Annotated in this window: 16 protein-coding genes and 1 tRNA gene; 8 read left to right on the top strand and 9 right to left on the bottom strand. The window is 66.7% G+C overall.

Translation table 11 applies throughout. The features are described 5' to 3' along the window. Positions 1–25 precede the first annotated feature (25 nt). Positions 26–328 (top strand): hypothetical protein, encoded by a 303-nt coding sequence (locus AC5JJ2_RS24695; protein WP_495860712.1) that lies wholly within the window; start codon positions 26–28, stop codon positions 326–328. A gap of 79 nt (positions 329–407) precedes the next feature. On the opposite strand, the gene AC5JJ2_RS24690 is transcribed toward AC5JJ2_RS24695, so the two are convergent. From AC5JJ2_RS24690 to AC5JJ2_RS24680, 3 genes are read right to left on the bottom strand one after another with little or no spacing between them, the layout of a single operon-like run. Continuing rightward, complete coding sequence (locus AC5JJ2_RS24690) at positions 408–1,583, bottom strand: sensor histidine kinase (protein ID WP_495860711.1); 1,176 nt, start codon at positions 1,581–1,583, stop codon at positions 408–410. Next, complete coding sequence (locus AC5JJ2_RS24685; protein ID WP_495860710.1) at positions 1,558–2,025, bottom strand: response regulator; 468 nt, start codon at positions 2,023–2,025, stop codon at positions 1,558–1,560. Before AC5JJ2_RS24685 ends, AC5JJ2_RS24690 begins: the two co-directional genes overlap by 26 nt. A gap of 2 nt (positions 2,026–2,027) precedes the next feature. Next, positions 2,028–4,961 (bottom strand): PAS domain S-box protein, encoded by a 2,934-nt coding sequence (locus tag AC5JJ2_RS24680; protein ID WP_495860709.1) that lies wholly within the window; start codon positions 4,959–4,961, stop codon positions 2,028–2,030. A 33-nt stretch (positions 4,962–4,994) separates the two neighbouring features. Here AC5JJ2_RS24680 and AC5JJ2_RS24675 point away from each other — a divergent pair, with 33 nt between their 5' ends. The 5 genes from AC5JJ2_RS24675 (at position 4,995) to AC5JJ2_RS24655 (ending at position 8,651) form a co-directional block, all read left to right on the top strand. Further along, complete coding sequence (locus AC5JJ2_RS24675; protein WP_495860708.1) at positions 4,995–6,428, top strand: sigma-54-dependent transcriptional regulator; 1,434 nt, start codon at positions 4,995–4,997, stop codon at positions 6,426–6,428. A gap of 253 nt (positions 6,429–6,681) precedes the next feature. Continuing rightward, entirely contained in the window at positions 6,682–7,170 is a 489-nt protein-coding gene (locus AC5JJ2_RS24670) for a DUF2383 domain-containing protein (RefSeq protein WP_495860707.1), read from the top strand. A gap of 267 nt (positions 7,171–7,437) precedes the next feature. Further along, positions 7,438–7,611, top strand: coding sequence for a DUF1328 family protein (locus AC5JJ2_RS24665; protein ID WP_495860706.1), 174 nt, complete (start codon positions 7,438–7,440; stop codon positions 7,609–7,611). Positions 7,612–7,711: 100 nt separating this feature from the next. Next, entirely contained in the window at positions 7,712–8,221 is a 510-nt protein-coding gene (locus AC5JJ2_RS24660; protein WP_495860705.1) for a hypothetical protein, read from the top strand. Between the two features lies 1 nt (position 8,222). After that, positions 8,223–8,651 (top strand): phage holin family protein, encoded by a 429-nt coding sequence (locus AC5JJ2_RS24655; protein ID WP_495860704.1) that lies wholly within the window; start codon positions 8,223–8,225, stop codon positions 8,649–8,651. Between the two features lie 56 nt (positions 8,652–8,707). Here the strand turns inward: AC5JJ2_RS24655 and AC5JJ2_RS24650 are convergent, their stop codons facing one another. The 3 genes from AC5JJ2_RS24650 to AC5JJ2_RS24640 form a co-directional block, all read right to left on the bottom strand. Next, entirely contained in the window at positions 8,708–8,833 is a 126-nt protein-coding gene (locus AC5JJ2_RS24650; protein WP_495860703.1) for a hypothetical protein, read from the bottom strand. 24 nt (positions 8,834–8,857) lie between these two features. Beyond that, a complete protein-coding gene (locus AC5JJ2_RS24645) occupies positions 8,858–9,028 on the bottom strand; it encodes a DUF1328 family protein (RefSeq protein ID WP_495860702.1) in 171 nt (56 codons plus the stop codon). A 104-nt stretch (positions 9,029–9,132) separates the two neighbouring features. Further along, positions 9,133–9,205: transfer RNA gene (locus tag AC5JJ2_RS24640), tRNA-Lys, on the bottom strand. A gap of 108 nt (positions 9,206–9,313) precedes the next feature. On the opposite strand from AC5JJ2_RS24640, the gene AC5JJ2_RS24635 reads away from it, so the two are divergent. Next, entirely contained in the window at positions 9,314–10,525 is a 1,212-nt protein-coding gene (locus AC5JJ2_RS24635; RefSeq protein ID WP_495860701.1) for a class I SAM-dependent methyltransferase, read from the top strand. A gap of 1 nt (position 10,526) precedes the next feature. On the opposite strand, the gene AC5JJ2_RS24630 is transcribed toward AC5JJ2_RS24635, so the two are convergent. The 3 genes from AC5JJ2_RS24630 to AC5JJ2_RS24620 form a co-directional block, all read right to left on the bottom strand. Further along, positions 10,527–11,891, bottom strand: a complete 1,365-nt coding sequence (locus tag AC5JJ2_RS24630) for a VWA domain-containing protein (protein WP_495860700.1) — start codon at positions 11,889–11,891, stop codon at positions 10,527–10,529. 130 nt (positions 11,892–12,021) lie between these two features. Further along, on the bottom strand, positions 12,022–13,266 hold the full coding sequence (locus AC5JJ2_RS24625; RefSeq protein WP_495860699.1) for a hypothetical protein: 1,245 nt from the start codon (positions 13,264–13,266) through the stop codon (positions 12,022–12,024). Next, complete coding sequence (locus tag AC5JJ2_RS24620; protein WP_495860698.1) at positions 13,266–14,078, bottom strand: MotA/TolQ/ExbB proton channel family protein; 813 nt, start codon at positions 14,076–14,078, stop codon at positions 13,266–13,268. The genes AC5JJ2_RS24625 and AC5JJ2_RS24620 overlap by 1 nt, the downstream gene beginning before the upstream one ends. A 203-nt stretch (positions 14,079–14,281) precedes the next feature. Between AC5JJ2_RS24620 and AC5JJ2_RS24615 the strand changes: the two genes are divergently transcribed. Further along, the gene (locus AC5JJ2_RS24615) at positions 14,282–15,553 is read left to right on the top strand and encodes an FG-GAP-like repeat-containing protein (protein ID WP_495860697.1); all 1,272 of its coding nucleotides are present in this window, start codon (positions 14,282–14,284) and stop codon (positions 15,551–15,553) included. The last annotated feature ends 60 nt before the right edge of the window (positions 15,554–15,613 follow it).

Below are 15,613 nucleotides of genomic sequence, written 5' to 3'. Positions count from 1 at the left end.
CTAACCCTTAATCGGAGGACTTGTCATGGCCGATATGAAAGACCAAATGAAGACCGGGATCGACAACCTCGCGAACCTCGGTAAGAAGGCCGTCGAGTCGAGTGGCGAGACCATCAACCGCGTCGGCGAGGTGGCGGCCCGCACCGCCGAGCAAGTCCAGGACCGCGCCCGCCGGGCCGCGGACCAAGGGCTGAAGGCCGCCGAGCAAGTCGGGGAAAAGGTGAAGGAGTACGGCGACGACTTCGCCGCGCTCGTACGGAAGCACCCGATCCAGGCGCTCCTCATCGGCTTCGGCGTTGGCTACCTCTGCAGCCGGGCGTGCCGGTAATTGTGGAACCCGGAGCGGGAGCGACGGGGTGTGGAATGTCCACACCCCGTCGCTCCCGCTCCGGGTTCCATGTGGGTCTTCAACCGGCCATCGGCAACTTGACGGTGAACTCCGCCCCCTGCCCTTCCCCCTTGCTGACGGCCGTCACCTCGCCGCCGTGCATCTGCACGAGCCGGTGGACGAGCGCCAGCCCGATCCCCAACCCGCCCTGCGCTCGCTGGTTCGGCCGGTCGTAGTGGGTGAACAGCTCGAACACGTGGGGGAGGAAGTCGGCAGGGATGCCCACGCCGGTGTCCACGATGCGGACGACGGCGTGCGGCGGAACCCGTTCCACTACGAGCGTCACGTGGCCGCCTGGGTCCGTATACTTCGCGGCGTTGTTCAGGATGTTCGCGAACAATTGGGACAGGCGTACGCGGTCGCCCTGGACCGGGATCGCGTCCTCGACGAGTTGCGACGAGAACGTCACGCCCGCGGTGTCGAGCAGCGGCTGGCTCGTCTCGATGGCCAGGTGCAGCGGCTCGGCGAGGTCGAGCGATTCGAGTTCGAGGTGCAGCCGGTCGCGGGTCATTCGCGAGGCGTCGAGCAGGTCGTCGATCAGGCGGACGAGTTGCTTGACCTGCCGCTCGATCATCTGCCGGGCGGCGTCCATCGCGGCCGGGTTGTTGACGGCCATCCGCTGGATTTCGAGGGCGTTACGGATCGGGGCGAGCGGGTTGCGGAGTTCGTGCGCCAGGCTGCCGAGGAACTCGTCCTTCCGCCGGTCGGCCGCCCGGAGGGCCTCGTTGAGCTTCTTCAACTCCGCCGTCCGCTCCAGGACCTTCCGCTCCAGCTCGGCCTCCTGCTGGTATTGCTTGATCGCGTACCGGATGGTCCGCTCCAGCGTCACGGCGTCGAGCGACGCCTTCTCCAGGTAGTCGCTCGCCCCGGCCTCCTGGGCGGCCTGGTCGATCTCGAACTGCCCCTGCCCGGTCAACAAGATCACCGGACCGGACAGCTTACAGCCCCTCGCGGCCGTCAGCAGGTCCAGCCCGGTCTTCGCCCCGAGGCGGTAGTCCAGAAGGTAAACGTCGTGCTCGCCCCGGCGGATCGCTTCGACGGCCTCGTCGAAGTCCGAGACCCAGTCGAGCACGAACCGCCGGCCGGGGAGTTCGTTGACGAGGTCGCGGGTGAGCAGGTAGTCGTCCGGGTCGTCGTCGACGAGTAACAGCCGCAACGGGGGCCGCGGGCTACTTGTCGGGGTGGGGCGTGTCATTGTCCGGGAGCTCCACGATTTCGAGCCAGTAACGGCCGAGGGTTTGGACCACCTGCACGAGGGCCTCGAACGTCACGGGTTTCGTGATGTAGCTCGCCGCCGAGAGCTGGTAGGAACGGACGACATCTTCCTCCGCCTTGGAAGTCGTCATGACGATGACCCGAATGCCGGCGTACTTCGGGTCGGCCTTCAATTCTTCCAGGACGTTCCGGCCGTCCTTCCGGGGCATGTTCAGGTCGAGCAGCAGGATGCTCGGCCACGGGGCGGCGTCCGGGTCGGCGAACTTGCCCCGCCGATTGAGGTAGTCGAAAACTTCGACCCCGTCCTCGACGAACCGCAGGTCGTTGGCAACTTTTGCCTCCTCGAACGCGTCCTGGGTCAGCTTCCGGTCGTCCGGGTCGTCGTCGGCGACCAATATGGTTATGGGCTTCGTTGGTGGCATCGTTAATCCCTCCGCGTCGGCCAATCAATAATGAACGTCGCACCTTCTCCGGGGGTACTCGTGGCTACGATCGTTGCCCCGTGTCGGAGAACGATTTTCTTACAGATAGCAAGTCCCAGGCCAGTCCCCTCGAATTGCGTCCGGCCGTGGAGCCGCTGGAACAGTTCGAAGATCTTGTCCGCGTACTGTTGCTCGAACCCGATGCCGTTGTCGGCGACGGTGATTCGCCACCCGGCGTCGGTCTCGGCGGCGGCGACGGTCACGACCGGCGGGACGCCCGGCTTCCCGAACTTCAGGGCGTTGCCGACGAGGTTCTGGAAGAGTTGCTGAAGCTGCACCGCGTCGGCCGTCAGGGTCGGCAATGGCCCGACCTCGACCCGCCCGCCGGTCCGCTCGATTTGGTTCTGCAAATCCTCTTGCACGTTCTCAAGGACTTCGTTCAGCCGCACCGCCTCGAACGCCTGGGTCTTCGTGGTCACGCGGGAGAACTGGAGCAGGTCCTCGATCAGCCGCCGCATCCGGCCGGCGGAGTCGAGCATCCGGTCGATGTAGTCCCGGCCGGTGTCGTCGATTTGCGCCCGGTACTTCTTCGACAGCCGGTCGCCGAACGCCTGAATCTTCCGGAGCGGCTCCTGGAGGTCGTGGGACGCGATGTACGCGAATTTCTCCAGCTCATCGTTGCTCGCCTTTAGGAGGGCAGACGTGCCCTGCAGGTCGTCGTAGGCGGCGGTCAGCGCGGCCGTCCGCTCGGCGACGAGCCGTTCCAGGACCTCCGCTTGCCGCTTCTGGTCGTCGATGTCGGTACAGCTGCCGTACCAGTGGACGATCCGCTGGTGGTCGTTGTAGACCGGGATGCCGCGGACCGCGAACCACCGGTACGCGGCGTCGTGCCGGCGGATGCGGAACTCCACGTCGTACACGGCCCCGGTCGAGACGGCCCGGCCCCACGCTTCGGCGACGCGGTCCCGGTCGTCCGCGTGGACGACGTTCAGCCACGCGTACCCGAGTTGCTCCTCGACCGGCCGGCCGGTGTACCTGCCCCACTGGACGCTCAGGTAGTCGCACGTCCCGTCCGCGGTGCAGGACCAGATGAGCTGCGGCAGCCCCTCGGCGAGTTGCCGGAGCCGGGACGCCGACTCCTGGAGCTGCCGCTCGGCGATCCGCCGGTCGGTGATGTTCTCGTGGGTGACGACGAGGCGGAGCGGGCCGTCGCCGCGGAACCGGGTCACCCGTAGGTTGAAGTACCGCTCCCGGTCCTTCGCGTGGCACGGGTACTCCATCTGGAAGAAGTCCGTCTCGCCGGCGGCCACGGCCTTGATCCCGGCGATCGCCCGGACACCGTACTTGTCGTTGCGGCTCGACTCGAAATAGTTCTTCCCGGCCCAGGCGTGGTCCTCGGGTAGGCCGTTCTCGACGCCGAATCGCCGCCACGCCTCGTTGACCGTCACGATGTCGCCGTTCGCCTCCAGCACGGCCAGGTGGCTCGGTAGCGAGTGCAGGACGGACTCGATGTACCGCTGCGACTCCCGCAGCGCCCGCTGGGCCGTCTGCTGGTCCGTCACGTCCCGCGACACGCCGATGAGGCGGAACGGCTTGCCGTGGGCGTCCGGGATCGGGGCGACGATCACGTCCCAGTACTTCACCGCCCCCTTCGCCGTCGGGCACGGGCCGCTGAACCGACTGACCTCCCCGCCGGCGGCGGCGGCCACGGCCCGGGCGACGCTCGGCCGGACGGCTTCCGGCCAGGTGCCGGCCCAGTCGCTGCCGCGGACGGTCTGGAAGTCGTCCACCTCGACGGCCGCGAGGCCGGGGCCGTTCATGTCGAGCAGGTTCCCGTAGGTGTCGAGGATCATCACCGAGTCCGGGCTGTTGTCGAGGACGCTCCGGAGGTACGCCTCGCTCTCCTGGAGCCGCTGGGTGGCGTTCACCTGCTCGTCGATGTCGGTACACGTCCCGAGCCACCGGACGACGTTGCCGGCCTCGTCCCGGACCGGCTCGGCCCGGCCGAGGAACCACCGGTACTCGCCGTCGTGCCGCCGGAACCGGTACTTGATCTCGTAGGACTCGCCGGCGTCCGTGGACCGCTGCCACCGGATCTGCGACCGCTCCCGGTCGTCCCGGTGGAGCGGGTCGCTCCACCCCCACCCGATGCTCTGCTCCGGCGTCATCCCGGTGTACTCGTACCACCGCCGGTTGTAGTACTCGTGGTAGCCGTCCGGCCGGGTCATCCACACGATCTGCGGCATCGCCTCCGCCAGATTCCGGAACCGGCCCTCGCTCTCCTTCAACTCCAGGTTCGCCTTCAGCCGCCGGTCGAGTTCCCGCTGGACGAGGCTACTGGCCAACAGGATGACGGCCACGGCGATGCCCGCCCCGATGAAGCTCGTCAGCCGGGCGAGGTAGATGTTCTGGTCGGCCGACGTGGTCCGCGCCCGGAGTTTCCGGTCCTCGAATTCCTGCATGATGGCGACCTTGCGGCGGATTTCGTCCATCAGTCGCTTCCCCTCCCGCTCGGCGATGAGCCTCCTGGCGGCCGGCAGGCCCTCCGTCCGGTAGAGGGTTTGCACCCGCTTCATTTCCGCGAACCGCTGCCGGCACAAGGCTTCCAGGCCGGCGAACTCCTCCAGTTGGTCCCGGTCCTCGTCTACCATGTCCCGCGTCCGGGCGAGCTGAGACTCGATGCCGCGCTCGGCGTCGAGGAACGGTTTCAAGAAGTCCTCGTCCTCGGAAAGTAGGTAGCCCCGGTGGCCGGTCTCGGCGTCCTTGATGTCGGACAGGAGTTGGTTCAGTTCCAACTGCACGGACCGGGTGCGGAGGGTGGCCCGCTCGAGCCGGACCATGCGGTCGATGTTGAAGTGGGAAACGGCCGCGTTCCCGATGATGGCCGCCACCGCGACCACCCAGATCGCGAGGTCGCGGTAGTTCCGCCCGAGCATCGCCGCCTCCGATTTTTTGGTATCATTGATTCTATGACGACACCATCCACGACCCCGACGCCCCCCGGCGGCGTTCCCCAACGGATCCTGGTGGCCGAAGACCTCGCGGACGCCCGCGAGTCCCTCAAGCAACTTCTGCACCTCACCCTGAACCTCGAGGTGGACACCGCCGTGGACGGGGCGGCCGCGCTCGAGATGCTCCGGACCAAGCACTACAGCGTGCTCGTCACCGACCTGAAGATGCCCAAGAAGAGCGGGCTGCAACTCATCGAGTCGATCCAGGACGAGGGCCTGCCGGTCACGACCATCGTGACGACCGGCCACGGCAACGTGCCGGACGCCGTCAAGGCGATGCGGATGGGGGCCTACGACTTCCTGCTTAAGCCGGCCGACCCGCAGCACCTGTGCCTGCTCGTCCAGCGGGCGCTCGCCGACCGCGCCCTCCGGGACGAGGTGATCGCCCTCCGGTCGCAGCTCCAGACGCGGCACTCGTTCCAGAACGTGCTGAGCAAAAGCCCGAAGATGATGGACCTGTTCGACCTCATCTCGAACATCGCGGACACGTCCAGCACGGTCCTCATCCTCGGCGAAACGGGGACCGGGAAGGAGCAGATCGGCCGGGCGATCCACCAGGCGTCCGCGAAGCTCCGGCCCGGCGAGTTCGTCGCCGTCAACTGCGCCGCGCTGCCGGAGTCGCTGCTGGAGAGCGAGCTGTTCGGCCACGAGAAGGGGTCGTTCACCGGGGCGCTGGCCCAGCGGAAGGGGCGGTTCGAGCAGGCGCACAACGGGACGCTGTTCCTCGACGAGATCGGCGACGTGCCGCTGTCGATGCAGGTGAAACTCCTCCGCGTGCTCCAGGAGCGCCGCATCGAGCGGGTCGGCGGCACGGCGTCCATCGACATCGACGTGCGGGTCATCGCCGCGACGCACCAGCCGCTGGAAAAGCTCGTCAAGGACGGGAAGTTCCGCGAGGATTTGTACTACCGGTTGAACGTGATCCGGATCGAAATCCCGCCGCTCCGCGAGCGACCGGAGGACATCCCGGTACTGGCCGAGCATTTCACGGCGAAGTTCGCCCGCCCCGGCCAGACGGTGACGATCACGCCGGAGGCGATGCAACTGCTCCTCAAGTGCGAGTGGGCCGGCAACGTCCGGCAGCTGGAGAACGCGATCGAGCGGGCGTGCGTCACCGCCCGCGACGGCGTCATCAAGCCGGGTAACCTTCCGGGCGACGTACTCAAGCACCACGAAACGAAGCACCCGTTCCACGTGGACCTGGGCCGCCCGCTGTCCGAACAACTCGCGCAAATCGTCGCGCACTTCGAGGAGCGGTATTTGCGAAAGGCGCTGCGCAAGACCCGCGGGCACGTCGGCAAATGTGCCAAGATTTCCGGGCTGAGTCGCCGGAGTGTCACGGACAAGATCGCGAACTACAAGATCGACAAGACACAGTTCAAAAAAGACTGACTACTCGTCCGGCGTTGTGGGGGTTGCCCGCCGTTGGGGCCGAGTCGTTGCGGCCGAAGGCGACTGCCGAAGCCGTGAGCGGAAAATCGAGAGGCCAGGCGAATTACCACTTCCTTGTGTCACTCAAACCGGCCTTGCGGCCGGTTTCGTCGTTTCTCGGCACACTACTCGCTCGGAAAAGGAATGAGTTTCTCGTCAGACTTGGGGTCGGCGAGTCTCACCGAATACCCCCTTCGCCCGATTGGAGATTGTCATGGCGACTCGCACCTTTGGGTCCGGCATGGTCATGGACCAGTTCAGCGAGAAGGACCGCGACAACATGAATTCCGTCCTCCGCGGTGAACTGTCGGCGGTCGAAACCTACGAGCAGGCGATCCCGAAGTTCGACGACATGAACATCCGGTCCGTGCTCAGCCACATCCGCGACGAACACACCCAAGCCGTGGAACTCCTCCGCTCGCACCTCCGCGACATGGGCGCGGAGCCGAGCGACAGCTCCGGTAGCTGGGGCACGTTCGCCAGCACCGTCACCGGCGCGGCGAAGATGCTCGGGCCGCAGACGACCCTCGGCGCGCTGAAGCAGGGCGAGGAATACGGCATCGGCACTTACGAAGGGATGTTGGAAGACCAGGACGTGCCGGTGGCGTGCAAGGACATCCTCCGCGACGAACTGCTGCCGCGGTGTCGCGACCACGTCCGCGCCCTCGACAGCATGATTCAAGGGCTGGAAGCGAAGGAGTAGGCGACCCCCTCTCCGGTCGCAACCGCCGCCGTTCGATGCGTCGAACGGCGGCGGTTTTCGTTTTCTCCCGTCAATGAGAAGCAAGAAGCGCAGACCCGTCCCGCTCGTTCTCTTTCGGCGTGATTGGTTCCCATTTATCCCACGGTTCAGGGTGATTTCACCTCAAAACAACGGCGAAATCCGCTTTGGCACGGCCCGTGCATTTAGTTCTTCAACCCCCGAACAGATCGGAGGTTATCCCACACGGCTTTCACGCGGGAGAATCCCATGCTCGGTTACTCGATCCTGTTCCTGCTCATCGCCCTGCTCGCCGGCGTGTTCGGCTTCACGACCGTGGCCGGCACCGCCTACCTGGCCGCGAAGGTCCTGTTCTTCGTGTTCCTGGTGCTGTTCGTGGTGTCCCTGCTGATGGGCCGCCGCACCCCGGAAAGCGCGCTGTAACCCGCACGAGTTCGCACCGAACTCCGGCTCACAAACCGAAGGCGACCGGTTCCGAGGGGACTCGAACATCGGTCGCCTTCGCCCACAGATGGAGGCTCCAATGGTTACGACATTCCAAGCGCCGGAGAAGGAACTCCCCACCCGGTTGGCGAAGATTGCCGCGAACGGACCGGCCGCCATCGACCAGCGCCTGCACGAACTCGAATGCGAGTGGACGACGGGCCGGCTGGTGAAGGCCAGCTCCGGTGTGCTGCTCATCGCGGGCCTCGCACTGGCGGCGTTCGTCAGCCCGTGGTGGCTGATCCTCCCCGCGATCGCCGGGGTGGTGCTGGCCCAGTACCTGTTCTTCTGCCGTAGCGTGTTCACCGACCTGTTCGCCGCCGCCGGGTTCCGGTCCGGGGCGGAGATCGAAAACGAGCGGATCGCGCTCCGCATCCTCCGCGGCGACTTCCGCCACCTGCCGACGGTGTTCGAGGTCGAGGACCGCGAGGCCGTCAGCCGGATGGAGGGCGAGGGCGGCCCCGCAATCGACCTCGACGACGACAAACTCGACCCGAAGGAGGCGGCGAACCGTATCCTGGAGCATACGGGCCACCTCGTCGGGAAGTAACATGCACGCCGACCCACAACCCGAGTCTACCACGACGCCGCGGGAGGAAACTCTCGCGGCGTTGGCGTCTGACCTCGCCGCCGCCGGCGGCCAACTCCTCCACGAGCACCTCAAACTGCTGGACGCCGAGGCCCGCGAGGAACTCCGCCGGCTAAAGTCGGCGGCAGAACTGACGGGGACCGGCCTCGTCGCCCTGACCGTGGGCACGCTATTCCTGCTGATCGGCGTCGTGCGAGTCTTGCAAGAGTGGGCGAGGCTCCCGGAATCGACCGCGTGGCTGCTCGTGGGCGGCGTCAGCGCCGCCGGCGGGCTGTCGGCGTACCTGGCGGGCCGCCGGCGGCTCGCGGGGGCGAGCGTGCTCCCCCATCGGACGCTAGCGTCGCTAAACGAGGGCTGGCAGGCGTTGATGAGCCGGATTCGACGGGCGTGAAATGAAAAAAGGTCGCGGCCTCCGGGGAGGCCGCAACCTGTCGTCGAGATTTCGCGTTACCAGCGGGTGCAACCGCCGATGAGCAGGGCGATGAGGATGATCGGCAGCGGCAGACCGAGCAGCCACGCGATGGCGGCATAGCTGATTCGACCGGCCCGGCGGGTGGCGTTGATGATCGTCATGGGAACCTCGTGCAGGGGTTGGGGTTAAAGGGTCTTCGTTCGCAAGCTCCCGCCGATCAGCGAAATCACGGCGAGAACGAGGAACACGAAGCAGAGCACCTTGGCGGCGGTGAACGAGAAGTCGGCGACGAGGCCGAACCCGAACACCGCGGCGAGTAACGCAATCGCGAAGAAGGCAATCGCCATTCGCAACATGGGACACCTCCGGTCGTTTGCGAAGGAAGTCTCACTTCAACGAGGGATTGTTGAGCAACGGGCGTGCCAAATTGCTGGTCGGCGGACGTGCTGCGAAGTGGAAGTGCCCCGAGTAGGACTCGAACCTACAACCCGCTGATTAAGAGTCAGCTGCTCTGCCAGTTGAGCTATCGGGGCGTCCCGAAGTTTTAGAACCGCGGGCCGTCGTCATCAAGGGCCGCGGGCGGTTTTTACCCCACAACATCGACACGCGGCCGGCCGCGAGGTTCGCGATACTCTATCCGTGTGAAACTCTCCGCCGAAGATCGGGAACGACTCCTCGAAACCATCCGCGACGCCGTGCTGAACCAACGGTTCCAGCGGGCCGCGTTCGGCGGGGCCGTCCGTGGCGACGGGCCGTGCCCGTGGGTCCGCGTCCTCGTGCGGCCGGTCGTCGTCCGCGGAACAAGGCTGACCCAGTTCGAGTTCTTCGACGCCCGGCAGTCGTTCACCCGCAACGAGGAACCAACCGCGGCCAATGCCCTCCTGCGGGAGTTGGTCGGGTTCGAGTTCGCGAACGTCCACGCCCGCACGGGCGGTGAGGAAATCGACATCCGCGTCAGCAAGAAGGGGAAGCTGAACGTCACGCGCCGGGCGGCGGCGACGCCGGACGGCGACCTGACGCACAACCGCGTGAAGGACGTGCCGCTGCCGGAGGGGAAGGCTGACCGGCTGCTCGAAACGATGGGCATCCTCACCGCCGACGGCCGGGTGCGGGCGAGCCTTCGGCCAAAGTTCACGCAGATCAACGAGTTCTTGAAGCACCTCCGTCACGCCCTCGAACCGTCGGGGTTGCGGTCGCTCGGCCGGCCGGTCGAGATTCTCGATTGCGGCTGCGGGTCGAGCTACCTGACGCTCGCGGCCCACCACTACCTGAACGACATGCTGCTCGTCCCGGCGACGATCCTCGGCGTGGACGTGAACGAGGCCGTGATCCGCACGAGCGTCGAGAAGGCGAGCCGGTTGGAGATGTCCGGCCTGACGTTCGCGTGCGGGCGGATCGGCGAGTTGGACACACGGGCTGACGTGGTGGTCGCACTTCACGCCTGCGACACGGCGACGGACGACGCGCTCGCCCAGGCCGTGAAGAGCGAGGCGAGGCTCCTGATGAGCGTGCCGTGCTGCCACCACCACCTGAACGAGCGGCTGAAGGCGAGCGGCCCGGCCGAGGTGCTTCGGCCCGTCCTGCGGCACGGCATCCTGCACGAGCGGACGGCCGACCTCGTGACCGACTCGTTCCGCGCGCTGGCGCTGCGGATCATGGGCTACCGGGTGGACGTGGTCGAGTTCGTCAGCCCGGAGCACACGGCCCGCAACCTGATGATCCGGGCCGTGCGAACGGGAAAGGCCGGCGAGCCGCAGTTCGTCGAAGAATACCGTGGGATGAGACAGTTCTGGGGCGTGACGCCGCGGATCGAGGAGGTGTTAGGCGAGCCGTTTCGACAACTCGTGCGGTGAATCACGGCTTGCTCATGCCGACGAAGCTGCCGGCGTTGTCGCGGGACAGCGCCCACAGGAACGCCCCGACTTCCGGGTTCTCGAAGAAGAAGCCGATCGAGTTGATCTTCACCCGTTTCGCGTCCCGTTCCGGGTTCCAGACCGTCCGCAGCGTCTGGCGGACGTGCTTCGTCAGGGCCTCGGACCGCTGGGCGTCGGAGAGGGTCTTGAAGTCGGCCGGCAGGCCGGCCCCGCTCGTCGGCAGGCCGTCCGAGAAGAAGTAGACGGTGTCGAGGCCGAGCGGCTTCAGCCGGAAAGCCAGGTCGAACGCGTCGTACACGTTCGTGTCGCCGACCGGGTCTTCGGCCAACAACTTCTCGCGAACGGCCGCGAGTGTTTCTTCGCCCGCGTACCGCTGCCACCCGCCGGAGCCGAACAGGTAGCGGGCCTGGCGGGAGAAGACGACGATCTGGAACTGCTCCAGGTCCGGCAGGCTCCGCATCACCTTCGTGAGCGTCTCCACGACCGTGGGCCACTTCTCCGGGGCGGCCGTCTTGTCGTCGAGCAACTTCATGCTGCCGGACATGTCCACGACGAACGCCACCCGCCGGCCGGTCATCGCGATGCCGGCGAACTTCGCGTCCGTCTCGATCCGCAGCTTGTCGTACTTGTCGGCGAGCTTCTTCTTGTCCCCTTGCAGGTCCACGATGTTCACGTTCGCGTCGTCGAGCTTCTTCTGCAAGTCGCGTTGCGCGGCCTTCGCGGACGCGAGTTCGTCGCCGGTCTTCCGCATGGCGGCGAGGTCGGCCTTCGCGTCGTCGTTCGCCTTCGTGATGGCCCGAATGCGAGCGTCCGCGTCGTCGAGCTGCTCCGCCGCCTTCTTCGCCTTCAGCGCCAGGTCTTGCCGTTCCGTTTCCTTGTCGCGGAGCAACTTCTGCAACTCCTCGGCCGACAGCGAGAGGGTGGCAAGTTGCTTCGTCAGGTCGGTCGATTCCTTTTGCTTCTTGAGAAGCTGTTCCTCCAGCGTCACGCTTTGGATGACGGACTTCGCGAGCTTCGTCTCCAGGCTGGCGATGTCGGTCTTCGCCACCGCGAGGCTCGTGGCCGTCGCGTCCCGTTCGGTCGTGGTGGCGATCAGCTTGGCCTTCAGGTTGTCGATCTCGGCGTTCAGGCTGCGGCGGGTCGATTCGAGATCCTGCGTCGTGGCGAGGAGTGTCGAGCGTGTGGACTGAAGTTCGGTGATGGCGGCCTTGTTCCGCTGCGCCTCCTGCGCGGCGTCGCGGTTGCTGACGAGCCACAGGAGCGTGACGCACCCGAGGGCACAGCAGAACACGTCGAGCATCCACATGCTCACGAGTTGCGGCGGCTTGTGCCGGTTGCGGATCATGGGTTGTACCTGACTTCCGAAGTCCGGCTTCGACTTCGGAAGTCGAACCGGGCCGGGGCTTTCATCTGATCGGCAAACGCCTCACCCGCGCACGGACTTCCGAAGTCGAAGCCGGACTTCGGAAGTCGGGTCACACGGACCGCTGACTTCTTGCTTCCGTCTTCGGCTTATTGGTTTGTTGGTCCCACCCGATCACGCCGTCCAGATGAACGCGCGGCAGCGTCGCGGCGAGCCAGCGCGAATGCAACGCGGCCGCCGCCTCCGTCGCGGCGTCCGGCGGTAGGACAGCGACCTCCGTTTGCTCGGCCGAGGTCTGGTAGATCGCGGCCGTCAGGCCGGGCAGCCGTGAGGCGGCGTCGGTCAGCCACACGGCCCGCGGCGGCAGGTTCGCGGACGCGAGCAGGTCGCGCAATTGTTCGGAGGCAAGCTTCGCGAGCGCGGCGCAGTGGGAATCGAAGTCCGTCGGCTGTTGCACGATGTCCTGGAACCACTTGTCGGCCCGCACGGTCAGCGTCACCGGCTGGGCGTGCCGCACGCGGTCGAGGGCAGAATCGAGTTGCTCGAAAAGGGCTTGCTCCGCCGCCGCGGAGTCGCGGGGGTCGCGGCGGCAGAGCCGCACGCAGCGGTCGGAAATCGCGTCGATGAGCCGGTCCTTCCACAGCTTCAACGACGCCCGCGGCCACGCGGCGAGGGTTTGCAGGCGGACCTCGCCGGGCTGCACGTTCACGACGGCGGCGGACAGGGCGTACTCGTCCACGTCCACGACGACGACCGCCCCCGGCCCGCCGGCCTGCGGGCGGATCGGCACGACCCACGACGATTGCTCGCCGGTCTTCGGTTCGCCGACCACCTTCATCGGGTTCAAGACCGCGTTCGCGCGGTGGGCCGCGACCGCGAGCGGGGCCGACGCCGTGCCGACGAGCGGCAGCTTCGCCCGCGCCGCCAGTTCGCGGACCGCCTTCACCTGCGCGGCCGCGAGGTACGGCGGCAGCACGAGCGCGAAGCCGTCCGCCTCGGCCGTCAGTGGGCCGCGGAGCTTTTCGAGCGTGACGAGGACCGCCGCCTCCGGCGTGAGCGCGACCCGCTGGCCGCGCCACTCGCGGGCCGTGCCGAGCTGGGCGAGGTAGTTCGAGCAGACGAGGTGCGGCAGCGTCCGGCAGACGGCGTACCCGGCGCGGCCCACGTCCGGCGAGCGGCGCTCGAGGTTGATGAAAAGTGGCAATTCGTCGGTCTGAGAATCCAGCGTGACAGGGTTGAGATGCCCACCCGCGACGGCAATCGCCCGCGTCCGCGAGGAGGTGAGATCGACGCCGACGAGTTTCGCCCGGTCGCCGCCGGGCTTCTCGGTTCGTTTCGCGCTGCCGAATCCGAACATCAATGCTTCTCCCCGTCGGCCTTCGGATCGTAGAGCCGCAATAGCAAGTGTTCCTGGCAATACTCCTGGCAGTCGATCACGAGCGTCTCTTCCGACCGCTGGACCGAGTGCAACAGGTACATGAGCAGGATGCTGAGCACGAGGGCGACGAGCGTGCAGTCGAACGCGATCTTGAGCTGGTCGGTCGCCACGCGGAGGAACGTGGCGTTGTCGATGTCTTGCACGCCGCCGAGGCCGAACGACCCGGCGAGGCCGCGGACCGTGCCGATGAAGCCGATCGCCGGGATCGCCCACGCGAGGTAGCTGACGAGGCCGCCCATGCTGGCGACGAGCCGGCCGTACTCGATGTCCGCCTGGTTCCGCACGACCTCGGCCACGTCCGGGGCCGACTTGCTGACGGCGTACTTGCCGAGGCCGAGGCGGATCATGTTCGCCAGGATGTACGGCCCGCCGCGGCTGGAAACTTGATCGACTTTACGGGACAGGGGCCGGGCGTCCTCGGGAAGAATTCGCGCCCCTTCGTCCGTCGGGAGGAGTTCGAGACGGAACGCGGCCCGCTGACGGATCACTTCCCGGTAGCGGAACACCAAGACAAGTCCGGCCCAGACGAAGCAGAGGTAGCACGCGACCTGTTCGGGGCCGAGGAGCAGCTTCGCGATGCGCTCCGGCGTCCACTTCGCCAGGAACTCGGCCCGCGTCTCGCCGGACCCGGTGAGTTGCCACAACGGGACGACGACGACCCCGACGACGACGAGGGCGACGACGAGCAACAGCCACTCGCGGGCCGGCCTGGAAGACGAGCGTACCGACATCCACTGTCTCCGGTCCGAGAAGTTCTTGCCCCGCGGCCCGCAACCCGCCATGATGGCGACCTGCGTTCATTGTCCCGGCACTCTCCCGCGGGTCAAGCGGTTGTCCGCCGGTTGCGACATTTTCGGTCGTAGCGGCTAGGAAAGCTGTGCCGGTTGGCGAAGGTGCAACCGCTCGAAATTTAGAACACACTCAGGAGATTCGGATGAGGTCCGCCACAATTTGGGCCGTCGCCGCCCTCTTCGCGATCCTGACGACCGGCACGACCGGTCGGGCCGGCGAGCCGAAGCTCGCCGACGCCCCGCCGCCGCCGGTCGGGTTCCCGAAGTTCAAGTGGCAGGAGATCGACACGGCCCTGAAGATCGGGTACGCCGTGATCCTCGAAGACCTGAACGGCGACAAGAAGTCGGACGTCGTCGTGGTCGATCAGCACAAGGTCGTCTGGTACGAGAACCCGACGTGGAAGAAGCGGGTCATTCTCGACGGCAAGACGAAGCCGGACAACGTCTGCATCTGCGCCCTCGACATCGACGGCGGCGGCGACCTGGAGTTGGTCATCGGCGCGGGCTGGAAGCCGTTCGACACGAAGAACCCCGGGACGCTCCAGTGGCTGAAGCGGGGGAAGTCGCTCGACGACGAGTGGACGATGCACCCGATCGCGTGCGACGAGCCGACGGTGCATCGCGTCCAGGCGTTCGACGTCAACGGTGACGGCAAGAAGGAGATCGTCATGGCCCCGCTCATGGGCCGCGACGCCACGAGGGAGCGGAACTGGCTCGACGGCCGACCGGTCCGCGTCCTCGGCTATGCGATCCCTGCCGACCCGAAGAAGTCAGGGAACTGGAAGCCGACCGTTCTGTCGGACACCCTGCACGTCGTTCACAACTTCTGCCCGGTCGGCACGGAGTACCCGACGGCCCTGTTCGCTACGGCGAGCTACGAGGGGATTAGCTTGGTGGACTACAATGACGGCAAGTACTCGACCCGGCTTTACCACCAGGGAAACCAGAAGGACAAGAAGGGCAGCCGCGGGGCCAGCGAGATCGCCCGCGGGACGATGGCCGTCCTGGGTTCGACGCTCGCGACCGTCCAGCCGTGGCACGGCAACGAGCTGGTCCTGAACTTCTACAACGATTTCGCCAAGTCCCCCGTCCACATGGTTCTGGACAACAAGCTCCGGTGGGGCCACGCGGTGAAGTTCGCCAACTTCGCCAACGAGCCGGGGGACACGGTCGTGCTCGGCGTGCGGGACGACCCGAACCCGAAGCTCGGCGACACGTTCACGGACCGCCGCGGCATCCGGCTCTACCAGCCGAAGGGGAGCGCCCGCGAGTGGGACCGGTACGTCCTCGAAGACGGCGGCGTGGCGGTCGAGGACCTGGCCGTCGGCGACCTGAACGGCGACGGGAAGCCGGACATCGTCGCCGTCGGCCGGGCGACGGGGAACTGCCGCATCTACTGGAACCAGGGGAAGTGACCGTTTAGCCGCGAGGCGGAGTCTTCGGAGCGGAGCGCGGGCGGCCCCGCGCTCCGCTCC

It is taken from the genome of Limnoglobus sp., from assembly GCF_059499385.1.
This window is presented reverse-complemented; position numbering and strand designations above follow the sequence as displayed.

What these genes read in the sequence shown, in the direction of transcription:
- AC5JJ2_RS24645 (WP_495860702.1), bottom strand. Translation starts at nt 9,028, where the DNA reads ATGTTGCGAATGGCGATTGCCTTCTTCGCGATTGCGTTACTCGCCGCG.
- AC5JJ2_RS24675 (WP_495860708.1), top strand. Translation starts at nt 4,995, where the DNA reads ATGACGACACCATCCACGACCCCGACGCCCCCCGGCGGCGTTCCCCAA.
- AC5JJ2_RS24670 (WP_495860707.1), top strand. Translation starts at nt 6,682, where the DNA reads ATGGCGACTCGCACCTTTGGGTCCGGCATGGTCATGGACCAGTTCAGC.
- AC5JJ2_RS24695 (WP_495860712.1), top strand. Translation starts at nt 26, where the DNA reads ATGGCCGATATGAAAGACCAAATGAAGACCGGGATCGACAACCTCGCG.
- AC5JJ2_RS24620 (WP_495860698.1), bottom strand. Translation starts at nt 14,078, where the DNA reads ATGTCGGTACGCTCGTCTTCCAGGCCGGCCCGCGAGTGGCTGTTGCTC.
- AC5JJ2_RS24685 (WP_495860710.1), bottom strand. Translation starts at nt 2,025, where the DNA reads ATGCCACCAACGAAGCCCATAACCATATTGGTCGCCGACGACGACCCG.
- AC5JJ2_RS24625 (WP_495860699.1), bottom strand. Translation starts at nt 13,266, where the DNA reads ATGTTCGGATTCGGCAGCGCGAAACGAACCGAGAAGCCCGGCGGCGAC.
- AC5JJ2_RS24680 (WP_495860709.1), bottom strand. Translation starts at nt 4,961, where the DNA reads ATGCTCGGGCGGAACTACCGCGACCTCGCGATCTGGGTGGTCGCGGTG.
- AC5JJ2_RS24665 (WP_495860706.1), top strand. Translation starts at nt 7,438, where the DNA reads ATGCTCGGTTACTCGATCCTGTTCCTGCTCATCGCCCTGCTCGCCGGC.
- AC5JJ2_RS24660 (WP_495860705.1), top strand. Translation starts at nt 7,712, where the DNA reads ATGGTTACGACATTCCAAGCGCCGGAGAAGGAACTCCCCACCCGGTTG.
- AC5JJ2_RS24655 (WP_495860704.1), top strand. Translation starts at nt 8,223, where the DNA reads ATGCACGCCGACCCACAACCCGAGTCTACCACGACGCCGCGGGAGGAA.
- AC5JJ2_RS24650 (WP_495860703.1), bottom strand. Translation starts at nt 8,833, where the DNA reads ATGACGATCATCAACGCCACCCGCCGGGCCGGTCGAATCAGCTATGCC.
- AC5JJ2_RS24690 (WP_495860711.1), bottom strand. Translation starts at nt 1,583, where the DNA reads ATGACACGCCCCACCCCGACAAGTAGCCCGCGGCCCCCGTTGCGGCTG.
- AC5JJ2_RS24615 (WP_495860697.1), top strand. Translation starts at nt 14,282, where the DNA reads ATGAGGTCCGCCACAATTTGGGCCGTCGCCGCCCTCTTCGCGATCCTG.
- AC5JJ2_RS24630 (WP_495860700.1), bottom strand. Translation starts at nt 11,891, where the DNA reads ATGATCCGCAACCGGCACAAGCCGCCGCAACTCGTGAGCATGTGGATG.